Annotated in this window: 11 protein-coding genes; 5 read left to right on the top strand and 6 right to left on the bottom strand. The window is 42.1% G+C overall.

Going from position 1 to position 12,994, the window contains the following annotated elements:
* Positions 1-137 precede the first annotated feature (137 nt).
* Positions 138-1,868: a hypothetical protein gene (locus DRB05_RS02830; protein WP_128725597.1), complete on the top strand. Its 1,731-nt coding sequence runs from the start codon at positions 138-140 to the stop codon at positions 1,866-1,868.
* A 286-nt stretch (positions 1,869-2,154) separates the two neighbouring features.
* Here the strand turns inward: DRB05_RS02830 and DRB05_RS02835 are convergent, their stop codons facing one another.
* Positions 2,155-4,383, bottom strand: coding sequence for a TonB-dependent receptor (locus DRB05_RS02835; protein ID WP_128725598.1), 2,229 nt, complete (start codon positions 4,381-4,383; stop codon positions 2,155-2,157).
* Between the two features lie 139 nt (positions 4,384-4,522).
* Between DRB05_RS02835 and DRB05_RS02840 the strand changes: the two genes are divergently transcribed.
* Entirely contained in the window at positions 4,523-4,993 is a 471-nt protein-coding gene (locus DRB05_RS02840; RefSeq protein WP_128725599.1) for a DUF4920 domain-containing protein, read from the top strand.
* Between the two features lie 3 nt (positions 4,994-4,996).
* Here DRB05_RS02840 and DRB05_RS02845 read toward each other — a convergent pair whose 3' ends face one another.
* The 5 genes from DRB05_RS02845 to DRB05_RS02865 all read right to left on the bottom strand — a co-directional run bounded on the left by DRB05_RS02845 (position 4,997) and on the right by DRB05_RS02865 (position 9,415).
* Entirely contained in the window at positions 4,997-5,485 is a 489-nt protein-coding gene (locus DRB05_RS02845; RefSeq protein WP_128725600.1) for a hypothetical protein, read from the bottom strand.
* 113 nt (positions 5,486-5,598) lie between these two features.
* On the bottom strand, positions 5,599-6,279 hold the full coding sequence (locus tag DRB05_RS02850) for a hypothetical protein (protein WP_128725601.1): 681 nt from the start codon (positions 6,277-6,279) through the stop codon (positions 5,599-5,601).
* Positions 6,280-6,387: 108 nt separating this feature from the next.
* Positions 6,388-8,154, bottom strand: coding sequence for a class I poly(R)-hydroxyalkanoic acid synthase (phaC, locus tag DRB05_RS02855; protein ID WP_128725602.1), 1,767 nt, complete (start codon positions 8,152-8,154; stop codon positions 6,388-6,390).
* A 62-nt stretch (positions 8,155-8,216) separates the two neighbouring features.
* Positions 8,217-8,564 (bottom strand): phasin family protein, encoded by a 348-nt coding sequence (locus DRB05_RS02860; protein ID WP_017216260.1) that lies wholly within the window; start codon positions 8,562-8,564, stop codon positions 8,217-8,219.
* A gap of 101 nt (positions 8,565-8,665) precedes the next feature.
* A complete protein-coding gene (locus tag DRB05_RS02865; protein WP_128725603.1) occupies positions 8,666-9,415 on the bottom strand; it encodes an SDR family oxidoreductase in 750 nt (249 codons plus the stop codon).
* Between the two features lie 213 nt (positions 9,416-9,628).
* Between DRB05_RS02865 and DRB05_RS02870 the strand changes: the two genes are divergently transcribed.
* From DRB05_RS02870 to DRB05_RS02880, 3 genes are all read left to right on the top strand, one after another.
* A complete protein-coding gene (locus DRB05_RS02870) occupies positions 9,629-10,171 on the top strand; it encodes a hypothetical protein (RefSeq protein ID WP_128725604.1) in 543 nt (180 codons plus the stop codon).
* 172 nt (positions 10,172-10,343) lie between these two features.
* Complete coding sequence (locus DRB05_RS02875; RefSeq protein ID WP_128725605.1) at positions 10,344-11,648, top strand: DUF4910 domain-containing protein; 1,305 nt, start codon at positions 10,344-10,346, stop codon at positions 11,646-11,648.
* 162 nt (positions 11,649-11,810) lie between these two features.
* A complete protein-coding gene (locus DRB05_RS02880; protein ID WP_128725606.1) occupies positions 11,811-12,851 on the top strand; it encodes an IS481 family transposase in 1,041 nt (346 codons plus the stop codon).
* Positions 12,852-12,994: the final 143 nt, after the last annotated feature.

A 12,994-nucleotide genomic window follows, 5' to 3' on the forward strand; every position in this document is an offset into this window, starting at 1 on the left:
ACAATAGCGCTGCATTTTTGGACACTTAGGTGTTTTGATGCAACGACCTCTGACGCGCGCAATCGTTGCGGTTCGTAGGGAAGAATAAATTTACCACGTGTTTGGCTATGTTCCGTGGTGATAACAAGGATCACTTTATGAATACAAAACTTCTCGTTGGCTTAGGTGCTGTGGCTATTGCCGTTGGTGCTTATGTAACCACTCAATCATCATCTTCTTCAAGCATCGCGATGGAACAACTGGAATATGTTCCGGCTGATACCGCGGTATTTTGGGGGCAATTAACGCCTTTTGAGCAACAAAAATATTTGTCTTTCATGCCTAAAGAGCTTAGACAGGTTCAAAATATCGAAGAGATAACTGGGTTGCTTAGAAAAGAAAATGATAAGCACTTGGACTTTGTAGCAACGCTACTAGAGCAATACAACTTAGCTTTGACTTCACCTGAACAAATGAAAGCTATCTTAGGCATGGGTGAGACAGTTAGAAGTGTATTCTACACAGTTGGTTTACTGCCTACATTGCGCTATGAACTGGCGGATCCTGAGGCTTTTCAACGTACGATAAAAATGGCTGCAAAAGATGCCGAAATCACATATCAAGAAGATACGCTAGATGGCGTCGCGTTAACGCGTTATCAGCTTGAGTTCGCGCCAGAAGCTAAAATTGAGCTTATCACTTCCGTGCAGGGTCAATGGGTTACGACGACATTTAACACGCCAATTAATACCGAAGCAGATCTAAAAGTTGCTTTGGGTATCGCCAAACCAGCTCAGTCATTGGCACAATCTGGCAAGCTTGAGCAATATAATACGCAGTTTGGCTTTGATGGTTCGTCAATTGCATTTTTGAACCATGTGGCTATCGTCGATGGTATAACCGCAAATAAGCAGTCTGATTTTACTCGTATGCTAGATAACATCTTGCAGCTAGGCGGTGGGACTGAGAAACTAGCAGCGGTACGTGCCCCTGAGTGTCAGGCGGACTACAGTGAAATCGCGAATTTGTGGCCTGCAACTGTGCTGGGCACCAAGAATATCCAATTTACTAATTCCGCAATCGACTTTGAAGTTGATACTGTGGTGGTGGGTCAAGATGCTGAACTGATGAAAGCACTTGGGTCGATCCGTGGTTTTATTCCTGCGCATGTCACCAACGGCGAAGAGAAAGTACTAGGGTTTGGCTATGGTGTTGATGTCGCAAAAGTTGCGCCGCTTGTAAACACCCTTTGGGGCCGCTTTACTAAAGCTGAATTCAAGTGTTCTGAACTCGTTGCACTACAGCAGCAAGCGAAACAAAATAGCCCAATGGCTATTGCGATGATGACAGGCATGGCAAACTCGGTTAAAGGCGTGAGTGCATCGGTTTTCGATCTTGTTATGGAGCCAAACGACCAAGGCACGCCGGAACCTAAAACGTTTGATGCTCTAGTTACATTGTCTGCTGAAGACCCGTTAGTACTCGTTAATACGGTAAAAGGCCTGGCACCTATGCTGGGGCAAATTCAAATCCCAGAAGATGGTACACCGGTTTCAATTAACCAATATATTCCGTCTCCACAGCCATTAGACATGGATATTAAGCTGGCGGTTAAAGGCGATCACTTAGTGTTATATACGGGTGAAAAGGCGACTGTTATTGCTGAGAAAATGGCAAGCCAAGTGCTAGAAAGTAATGGCATGACGCATTTCAGCATGGATATGCAGGCTTTCGTAGCTCCATTATTAGAAGCGGCAAAAGCAACTGGTCAACCAATGCCTGAAGGTATTGATGCTTTCTTACAGCAGAATATGGTATTTGAGTTTAGTATGGATGTGGCAGACCATGGTCTTGTATTTGGCACAGATATGAAGCTGAAAAAACTATAATACCAGTTGTATTAAGTAAATGATCTATCTTGAAGCGGGGAAATAGCTTTAGTAGCACCGCTCTCGCGTCCTGCTACCGCTAAGGTACCTATATCCATATAGGCAAGGCAAAAATTTTGCTATTTAGTTGTTCTAAATGAGAAATTTTTAACGAAGCTAATATGCTATTTCACCCTTCAAATTGATTAGAGAATTAATTCAATTGGTATAACTAGCAAAAACTAAAATGATGTTAAAAATGCCGACGTAAAGTCGGCATTTTTGTTCTAAAACCACATTTGCTTTGTCAAAATTGGTAGCTCACTGTTGCTTTAATGTTTCTTCCAAGCTCTGCGGGGTCGTTCGCTTCACTTGCTGGCGCGCGCAAATAACGCTTATCCGTTAGGTTGTCTACACCAAGTCGGGCAGAGAAACCTGATAATACTCCCTCGCCTTGGTATTTTACGTTGAGGTTGTAGATAGTATAGGTACCGGTACCGTATCCGCGTGTGATGAGATCTTCGCTAAGGCGCTGTTGAGCTCTGTAGTGTAATAATTGAAAACCCAGATTTAAATTACTATTCAATTGATAATTGGTATTCCAAGTAAGCTTATCTGCTGGTGCTTCAGAATATGGTTGGCGCGTATAGTCAATAGTGCCTAAAAAGAAACTAGGTACACCGACGACATCCATATTCATAGAGGCGTACCCAAGGTAGATATCTAATTTTTTGAATGAATACTGTGCTTCAATTTCAATACCATGACTGAATAACTTACCAATATTTTTTGCACTGTAGTCACGATGTGTGGCGACAGGCACACCATTGCTGGGCTTAGGACCGGGTGAGCCGAGTTGCTTATTGCCGCTTTCATCGATGTAATACATAAAAGGTACATTGTCGATGTAATTATTTATCTCACTATCGAAGTACATGGCTTTTACGCTGAAATTATCCGCGAAGGATAAGTCCTGCCAGCTCAAACCAAAACCAACTTCGTAGCTTTGAGAGTCTTCGGCTTTTAAATCTGGTTGCGGTTCGCTAAAGCAAATTTTTCCACCAATATGACATCTCCATTCGTCTTTTTTGTACAACTCTTGGAGCGAAGGGGCTCGGAATGCCTCTGCGGCTTTAGCATAAAAATTAAGATAATCCGCGACTTTAAAAGTTACTCCCAACTCGCTAGAGAGCTCAGAATCATCATTATCGGAATAGGTGACAAAGTGATTACTTGAACGGGTGTATTTATCGAATCTCACACCACCTGTCAGGAGTAATCTCTCATTTAAAAACTGACTTTGATCGATAACAGAAATAGACCAATTCGAGGCATCGCTATCGCCATAGTAAGTTGATTTATCAGTAGGGTTTTCGTCCCATTGTTGTTGATCGAAGCTTTCGGACTCGTACTGCGCTTCAATGGCTAATTTGTGCTTTATCTTGCCGTTGAAGGTAGCCAAGTTAGCAACTCTCAGGCCTTTACGCGTACTTTCTCCATTTTTTTCACCATCATAGTTAATTTTGTTGCTGCCGCGTTCAATATAACCTTTGGTGATTTCATCATAGGTTTTGCGCGAATAGAATGCTTGTACATCCAAGTCGATCAGCTCGCTAGCTCCTTGATATGTATAGTTGAGCATTCCTTCCAAATAGTCATTTTTGTAATCTTCAGCAAGCGTAGGATAGGCCAATGCTAAATCGATGCGCTGGGCATACGGCTGATCGATTGACTCGGTTTTACTGTAATCAATTTTACTGCTCAAAGTATGGTATTCATCGATGTACCATGTATTTTTAAGCGCGAGGTTTTGACGTTTTGACTGATTCTTTATTTTACTGATCTGCTGGATACTATCATCTTCTGAGGCTTTGGTGTCTGCCACTACATCAATATCGTTAAACTCCACTTGGCCAATAGACAGGACGGTATCACTCTGATCATTTAGGTGAAATAGACTAACGTTAATATCGTTGGCATCCGACACAGATAAATGGGTGACCGAAGCTTTGCCGCCAAAGCCATGCTGATCATTTAGATAATCAGCAGCGTTCTTGGTAACCAGACGTATACTTCCCCCGATTGCCCCAGAGCCAACGGTTAAAGAATCGGCACCTCGTAATACTTGCACTTGCTTCAATTGATCTGGGTTTATTCCCAAAGAATTAATTTGCGCGATATTTTGGCTGCCGTCGGAATCAATCTTGCGCTTCACATTGTCTACAGAGATGTGTATTCGTTCACCGTACAGTCCTCGAATGGCGGGTTGTCCAGAGAGCGGAGTCACGCTACCAAATAGTTCAACATTGGGGAGAGTCTTGAGTAATTGGTTTAGATCTGACGCTTGTTGCCGTGCTATTTGTTCTTCCGTTAGTGCAGAAACTGACGCGGCAACATCATGGTTCAATGTTGCTAATTTATGTCCCAATACCTCAATTTTTTCAATATCGGAATTGGTCGACGAAGGTGCTTCAGCATATGTATTCCAGCCGCAGAACGTTGCAAGAATGGATAAAGAGAGAGTAGAGAGTTTCATATTATTAATCCTTAATAAAAACAATTACCATTTGCAGTTGCGGCGTGGATGTTAGTTGTTATAAGATCTAATTGCAATAACTAATTACTTATAGTTATATAGTTAAAGGCGTTACTATTCTGACTTTTAAGGAAAAAATATGAAGATAAACAAATTACTCTGTGGTTTCGTTGTCACACTTTTTGTATCAACAGCAGACGCTAAAACAAATGAATTTGGCGGTGGTGCGAACATGAACAAGCTCGTAACAGCTGCAGACGTACTGAAAAACACAGAGCGGTATACGGGAAGTGAGATCACGCTATCAGGTGAAGTGGTCAAAGTGTGTAAAAAGCGTGGTTGTTGGATGACGCTGAAAGTAGATAATGGCGAGGAGATAAACGTAAAGGTACGTGATGGCGATATGGTTTTCCCAATGTCTGCCATTGGTAAGCGCGCTTATGCGACCGGCGTCCTTGAGCAGTTTGAGTTAAATATTGAGAAAACCAAGCGTTATTTAGCCCACAGAGCACACGAAAATGGCGAGGTGTTTGATGAAAGCGAAGTTACCGAGGGAATGAGTTTAGTTAGGCTTAAGCCTAATGCAGTAACTATTCTAGAAACTAAATAAATGCTATTTTACAAGTACAGCGTACTCAAAGTTTGTGCGCTGTGAGCTTGGACTGATAACCACTTGATAAGTTTCTGCGCCAAGCATTACATAATTAACCTTACCCACCTTGAGTGGCTTTGGCGTGGTCTCTAAGTCCATAATCCAGACACCCGTTTCGGTATCCGGAGCCAAGTTTATTAAGGTTCTACCGGCGTTATTTGGAATATACAAAGCGGCATTACTACTTTTGCCCCATATCGCTTTTAGTTTTTGGTTTTCAGAAACCAAGGTGTAGTTAGCAGGGCCTGACGGACGAATATCCGTTTGGCGTTTAACTACACATTGCTCGCATGCAATTGAGGGAGCTGAAAGGTGAGTTTGCAGCTGTCCATTAAAGATGATCCCTTCTGAGGCAATTTTCCATAGCGACTGCCCTTCTGCCAATTGATGGCATCCTGATATCAGCAGAGCTGAAAACATAATGCTGTAATATTTATGGATAATGGACACTTGAACACCAAATCAAAACTCGTCAAATCGGTACAAATTTTAGCTAATCTTAAGCGTCAATATAAGGTCCGAACGTTAACGAATGTAAAAGGTATCTTCATTAAGTATTAAGCTTAACTGCTACAGCCACTGCCGCAACTTGAGCCACTACTGCAACTTAAGTTTGAAGAACTTGATGATGATGAGGAGCTGTCGCCACTATCCATTGAAGTACATCCGATGTGACCTGCATAGGTTGTGCTGCTGGAATCGCCCTTGGTAACAGGTTCACGAAAGTCAGTTGCTGAGTAGTAATACCCATTTGGGATGTTGAGTAAGGCATCCAGTGCGAATAATATTGGTAAAGCAGCTGGCCTACGCGGGGATATGCGCTCGATGCTACAACAGGCTCGCCATGTCTTACGTAGGCTGAGTTGCGCTTTGTTTTTCCCTTTCATCGCTTCTGATGGGCAATGATGTAAGAAACGGCCAAAAGCCTCGTAGCAAAAGGATTGATACTCTTGAGTGTGTAAAATAAATTCATGCCACAGCGCATCGACAACCCGAGAGGGCATAGCCAAGGATTGATCTTCGAGCAATAAATTCGCTTGGAAAAACTGCTTGAGACCAAATTCAACCTGTGTCAGTTGCTCATCGGTAAGCTCAGGATAATGGTGACTGAGTTTGGGTCTTAAATGCGCGAGGTCGTAATCTTGTATAAACGTACGTCTATGAGCTATCGTTTTTACTTTTTGATATTGTAATACACCAACAAAGACCACAAATGCTGCGACAAGTATAAGAAAGCCAATCATGTTATTTCCCTATATTTTTGCGTCCTAGACTGACCGAATGTATAGAATGTGTCAATAACGGGAAATATTAGAAGCAAGTTTTCTTGCTTCTAATTGATTGTAAGTTTCTTAAATACTCTGTTTGACGTACTCTCCAGGGGCATCGTAAATTCCTGGTTGTTCATCACTTTGTGCGGCACGGGCTGGCACTTGTTCTGGGCTTATTTGATGTAGCCACTGTGCCCAGTGTGACCACCATGATCCACTTTCATGTTTTGCCGAAGCGAGCCACTGGGCGGGGTTTTCTTGGCCTTGTCCATCAAACCAATAACCATATTTGTTTGCACTTGGCGGGTTGACCACTCCGGCAATATGGCCAGACTCCCCAAGCACAAAGGTGAGTGGGCTGCTGAGCTTTTTAGCCCCCTCAAAAGTGCCTTGCCACAGCGCAATATGATCGTCACGGGTCGAGAGAAAGTAGACCGGTTGCTTTACTTTACTGAGGTCAATTTTAGCGCCACGAATACTGACAGACTTGTCTTCAACAAGCTGATTATTGAGATATAAGTCTCGTAAAATAAAGTTGTGGCAGGCCGCTGTTAGGTTCGTGCTATCACTATTCCAGTAGAGTAAATCTAAGTCGGCGGGCGCTTTGCCTTTGAGGTAGTTATTGACGAAGTAATTCCAATACAAGCTGTTTTCTCTGAGCATACTAAAAGAAGTACCGAGCAGGTGCCCTGACATCACGCCATTTTGATTATTATACTGTTCTAGCGCATTAATGGTGGGCTCATTGATAAATGCGCCAAGTTCTCCAGGCTGCGAGAAATCTAAAATTGTGGTCAGCAAGGTTGCACTTTTTACTCTTTGTTTGATGCGTTTAGCAGCAATATAGGCCATACACGTAGTGAGTAGAGTACCGCCGATACAATAACCCACAGTATGGATCTGGGTTTCGCCTGTTTGCTTTTCAGTTTGCTCTAAAGCACATAACACACCGTCGACGACATAGTCGTCAAACGCAATATTTGCCATGCTTGGATCTGGGTTTTTCCATGACATCATTAACACGGTATACCCTTGTTCAAGTGCCCATTTAACCAAGGAGTTATCCGCTCTCAAGTCCAAAATATAGTATTTATTCACAAATGGCGGCACGATAAGCAGGGGAGTCTTGTGCACTTGCTCTGTAGTTGGATGGTATTGGATCAGTTCAAATAAGTGATTTTGGAATACCACTCTACCTGGCGTACAAGCAAGGTCTTCTCCAAGTGTATACGCATTTTCATTAGTCATGCTGACTCGAAGCATTTCAGTACTTTTGGCTAAATCTTTTTTTAAGCGTGCCAGTCCATCGAATAGATTCTGCCCGTTACTTTCTAGCGTCAGCTTAAGTAGTTCTGGATTAGTTGAAACAAAGTTGCTCGGTGATACTGAATTCACGGACTGTCTTGCAAAAAACGCTAATCGTTCTTTAAGTTTTGGGTCGAGACCTGGAGTATTTTCAATGGTGTTTTGTAGCGATTGTCCAAACCAAAGATAGCTTTGTTTAAGGTAGTTAAACCAAGGGTTTTCTTGCCAATCTGGGTCTATAAAGCGTTTGTCTCCACGCTCAGGGCTAATAATGTCTTCTTTCTCATCGGTAGTTTGTGGCATAAAACTGTTTTGAAAAATAGCAAACTGGGTTTGCCACCACGCATTTTGCTGTTTAATAAAGGCTTCCGGTTGCTGATTGAGTGCACTGAGCCAACTTTGTAAGTCGGCTTGGTTTTGCTCATTTAATGCATTTTGCAATGGATTCTCTTTACCAAAATTTGTCGCTGCGAGCTGCCACAATTCTTGGTTATATTGCCACCACGCAGTTAACCCTTGCTCAATATTTTCTTGAGTGCCCATACAGGTAGATCCTTTGTGTTGTTTGAACGGGTAAGGCGACCTAAGTCGCCCAAAATTGCAGGTTATTGCGCTTTCGCTGTTTTTAGCGTTTCTTTACCAAGAGATTCTAAGCTGTCTTTAAATTCTTGACCTAATTGAGAAAGCTTTTGACCATCTTGGATCATCTGTTGGCTTAGAGCGTTTAACGCGTTCAACTGACTTGCGTTGAAATCCATCATAGATTTTGCATCTTTGATTTCAGTCGCTTGCTTTAGCTGCTCAATGGATGTTTTAGTGATCTGCTCAGCCGAGTGCAGCTGAATTTTGGATAGTGCTTCGATGTTTTTTGCCACGATTTGGTTAAACTGTACCGCTGGTGCAAAAAATTGCTCAGTTTGTTCGTTGAATGTTTTGAATAAATCGCTGTACATGGTCTTTTCCTTGTTATCGATTAAATTAACACAATGGATGATAGTGATCAGTTAGCACCACCGAACATCAGGTACAGCTCGCTCCCTCGGTGGTATTTAGGTTATTGCATATATAGGCCGCCATTGAGCGACAGGGTTTCGCCAGTAATGTAACCGGCTTCTTTTGATGCTAAGTACGCAACTGCGGCTGCAACTTCGTCAGGCGTGGCTAAACGCTGCATCGGTACTTGTGCTTTTATGCTATTTAGCACGTCTTCACGCATGGCACTTACCATAGGCGTTTCTGTGTAGCCCGGCGCTACAGCATTGACGGTAACACCGCTTCTTGCACCTTCATAGGCCAGTGCTTTGGTAAACCCAATCATGCCTGCTTTTGCGGCGGAATAATTAGCCTGCCCAAACTGACCTTTTAGGCCATTAACGCTAGAGATATTAACGATACGACCTCGCTTCTTTGCGCACATTGCCGCAAAGACAGGGTTGGTCATATTAAAGAGGGAATTTAAATTGGTGTTGATCACCTCGCTCCACTGCGCGTGGGTCATTTTTTTAAACGCTGAATCGCGTGTGATCCCGGCGTTATTTACGAGTAGATCGACATTACCAAATTCTTGTAGAACCTGAACCATCGCTGTGTGGCATTGTTCAGCGTGCGTTACATCCAAAAATAAGGGTTTTACCGCAGCTGGATTTATTTGTAGCGTGTTAAGCCAGAGGTCAAAGTCGGCCTCATTACGCCTTTCACTTGCTATCGCGACAACAAAAAAATCTTTTTCAATGAGTGTTTTTGTAATAGCAGAACCAATCCCACCAAAGGCACCAGTCACCACCGCAATTTGTTTGTTTTCCATAACGCTCCCGCGAAAAAAGAGGCTATACCAACATACTTCCTAGCCGAGTTAGCTTAATTAGTATTTTTGCTGGTATTTATGACAAATTGGTCGCGAGTTGATGTCAGTTTGAAGACAGCGGAAACGAAATTAGGAACGCACAACATAAATTTAATTAAGTTTTATTCAGTTTTTCCGATATATAGCAAACAGTGTCTATCCCAAGGAGTGAAAATGGATATTCAAATACATCAAGGTGGCTTACCACCGTTGCAGCAACAGACTGAATTGAAATCACAAGGCTCAGCTCAAGTTGCTGCTAACCAGATAAAGACGAAATCACCAAGTGATACGGAAGAAAAGCAAGAGATACCTGCGATGCTCTCCAAAGAGCTTGATGATGAAGCAGCAGGTTATAAGGAAGATAACCCTGTATTTAAAGAGGATTATGAAAACTTAGAAAAGGCAATGGACCTTATTCAAGCGCAAATTCGTAAACTCCAAGAAAGAATTAATAAGCTGATGCAATCCCAAGAACAGCGCTTTTTAAGAGTCGAACAACACCCCGACGCGACTAATGATGAGCAGCAAGCTGTAATCGAACACGTAGGTAGCAAAAAGTACCGTGACCAAACAACAGTGGATGAAGTGGAAGTGCTTGAAGAACAGCTCTCCGAATTTAAACAGCAAGAAGCGGAGCTTCGCATTCAGATGTTAAAGATGATTTTGGCGGAGCGAGAGCGATTAGAGGAGCTCAAACGTAAAGGAAAGCGGTAACTTTTTACCACTAAAAGGTAACAGTATGTTGTATAAGTAATTTTTGAGAGTTATATTTTGTTGGATAATTTTTTTGGAAATAGTGTGTGGCGTGCCAACTATATCCATTTAGAACAATAAGCGCACCAGAAAAATAAAGTGTATCATATTCGGGAAATAAGGAGTTTAGAACGTGCAATATCAAGAGTCAGAGTTGTTTTATAGTGGCCTTTTTGATGAGCTTTTCCCCATATTACGTTCAATTACGGGACCAGGCTTGCGTCAGAGTTATGATATCTTCTCTCGTTATATGCCCTTGACAGTTCAGTCTATCCCGACAGGTACCTCGGTGTTTGATTGGACAGTTCCACAAGAGTGGCACTGTAATGATGCATACCTTCTAGATCCGGATGGGCAAAAAGTCGCCGATATGAAACGTTTAAATCTGGAAGTGGTAAATTACTCTGAGCCTGTAAATACTGAGATTGAGCTCGAAGAATTACAAAACCACCTTTACAGCCTTCCTGAATTACCGAGTGCCATTCCATATGTGACCAGCTATTACAAAAAAAGGTGGGGGTTTTGTGTATCTCAGAATATTCGGGATAATTTAAAACCCGGCACATATAAAGCGGTCATTGACAGCGAATTTGTTGATGGTCATTTGGATATTGCACAGACTGTGCTTGAGGGAGAGTCAAAAAAGGAAATCCTGCTTAGTTCTTATTTATGTCATCCATCAATGGCAAATAATGAAATCAGTGGACCTTTGGTACTGCTCGGTTTATATCACCGAATTAAGCACTGGCCAAAGCGACGTTATTCGTATCGCTTTGCTTTGCATCCAGAAACAATTGGTAGTTTAGGGTTGCTTCATTTAGAGGGCGATTACTTAAAGGAAAATTTAGTTTCAGGTCTTGTAATTAACTGTATGGGTGGTGAGCCTGAAGAATTAGTATTCAAGCATAGTCGTAACGATAATGGATTGTTAGATAAACTGCTATATCACCTTAATGAACATGGCTTTCACCACCAAAACATTCCATTCAGTCCATTAAGTGGTTCAGATGAGCGTCAATACAATTCGCCAGGTTTTCAATTTCCAGTATGTTGCGTGAGTCGATGTTTTCATGCAGGTTACAATGAGTATCATACTTCGTTAGACGATAAAGAAAATATGGGGATTAAACCGATATTGGATAGTATCGACAAACTTGAGAAGATTCTTATTGCGTTGGAGCAGACAGCAACGTTCGAGAACAAGTTTCCTTATGGTGAACCAAATTTAGGCAAGCGAGGGCTGTATCCGACATTGAGCTTTTTCAGCAAAGAAAGAGTTGGCCAAATAGAAGAGTTGAATCATATCAGGATGCTACTCAATTATAGCGATGGAAAGCATGACACAATAGATATTGCGAACTTATCGGGTTGTAGTGTAGTAGATATGGAAAGTGCGCTCAGTAAACTGGAGCAACAAAGTGTTCTTGAAATGCTTTAGAAGCGGAATGATAGCCAGGCTTTAAGCTTGTGCTATCATTTTTTAAACTAGTTATTTGAATTAGTTCTGACCAGACCTGACATTTCGATTTGAAAAATTGAGAGTTACCCGTTTTGATAAAGATGTCGAATCTTTGTTCAAAACAACTAAGGAGTAACTCTCATGTTACATACTAACAATCCAATCATTAAACACAAAGCTGGTTTGCTCAATCTAGCTGAAGAGCTTGGAAACGTATCTAAAGCCTGCAAAATGATGGGGGTTTCGCGAGATACGTTTTATCGTTATCAAGAGCTCGTTGATGAAGGCGGTATTGATGCACTCATCGGTAAATCGCGTAGAACACCAAACCTGAAGAACCGTGTAGATGAAGAGACTGAAAACGCAGTTTGCACCTATGCGATTGAATTTCCGGCTCACGGGCAAGTCAGAGCCAGCAATGAGTTAAGAAAACAAGGCGTATTTGTTTCTGCCAGTGGTGTGCGGTCTGTTTGGTTGCGCCATGACTTGGAAAACTTTAAAAAGCGTCTGAAAGCGCTAGAGGCTAAAGTTGCGCAAGAAGGTCTCATTCTCACAGAGTCCCAAGTAACAGCTCTTGAGAAGAAAAAACAGGACGATGAAGCCTGCGGCGAAATTGAGACTGAGCACCCAGGATATCTTGGTTCACAGGATACTTTTTATGTTGGAAACCTAAAGGGAGTTGGCCGTATATATCAGCAAACTTTTGTTGATACATATTGCAAAGTTGCGTTTGCAAAGCTCTACACCACTAAAACACCGATCACAGCAGCAGAGCTACTGAATGATAGAGTTTTGCCTTACTTTAAGCAGCACGAACTACCTATGCTACGGATCCTCACTGATCGTGGAACTGAGTACTGCGGTAAGGTTGAACACCATGATTATCAGCTTTATCTAGCGGTCAACGACATAGACCATACCAAAACCAAGGCAATGTCGCCGCAGACAAACGGTATCTGCGAACGCTTCCACAAAACGATACTTCAAGAGTTTTATCAAGTGACATTTCGCAAAAAGTTATACAGCTCTCTGGAAGAGCTCCAAAAGGATCTGGACGAGTGGATAAATTACTACAATAATGACCGAACTCATCAAGGAAAAAAATGCTGTGGTAGAACGCCATTTGAAACATTATTAGATGGGAAATCGATCTGGGTTGAAAAGAATTTAGCCCAAATCTAGGCTGACAGTCACCGATTGAAAAACGGGTAACTGTCAGGTCAAGTCTGAGCTAGTACAAGTTATTATTGTTAACACCAAGCGATTTTGTCGTACTTTAATTACCACGCGACTTTGTCGTAGTCGCTAATTACCAAGGGAAATTG

The sequence above is a fragment of the Pseudoalteromonas sp. A757 genome (genome assembly GCF_004103285.1).
In the GTDB taxonomy this organism is placed as follows: Bacteria; Pseudomonadota; Gammaproteobacteria; order Enterobacterales; family Alteromonadaceae; genus Pseudoalteromonas; species Pseudoalteromonas galatheae.

Excerpts from the sequence above, each read along its gene's own strand:
- DRB05_RS02850 (WP_128725601.1), bottom strand. The coding sequence starts at position 6,279 with ATGATTGGCTTTCTTATACTTGTCGCAGCATTTGTGGTCTTTGTTGGT.
- DRB05_RS02835 (WP_128725598.1), bottom strand. The coding sequence starts at position 4,383 with ATGAAACTCTCTACTCTCTCTTTATCCATTCTTGCAACGTTCTGCGGC.
- DRB05_RS02880 (WP_128725606.1), top strand. The coding sequence starts at position 11,811 with ATGTTACATACTAACAATCCAATCATTAAACACAAAGCTGGTTTGCTC.
- DRB05_RS02865 (WP_128725603.1), bottom strand. The coding sequence starts at position 9,415 with ATGGAAAACAAACAAATTGCGGTGGTGACTGGTGCCTTTGGTGGGATT.
- DRB05_RS02830 (WP_128725597.1), top strand. The coding sequence starts at position 138 with ATGAATACAAAACTTCTCGTTGGCTTAGGTGCTGTGGCTATTGCCGTT.
- DRB05_RS02870 (WP_128725604.1), top strand. The coding sequence starts at position 9,629 with ATGGATATTCAAATACATCAAGGTGGCTTACCACCGTTGCAGCAACAG.
- phaC (WP_128725602.1), bottom strand. The coding sequence starts at position 8,154 with ATGGGCACTCAAGAAAATATTGAGCAAGGGTTAACTGCGTGGTGGCAA.
- DRB05_RS02860 (WP_017216260.1), bottom strand. The coding sequence starts at position 8,564 with ATGTACAGCGATTTATTCAAAACATTCAACGAACAAACTGAGCAATTT.
- DRB05_RS02840 (WP_128725599.1), top strand. The coding sequence starts at position 4,523 with ATGAAGATAAACAAATTACTCTGTGGTTTCGTTGTCACACTTTTTGTA.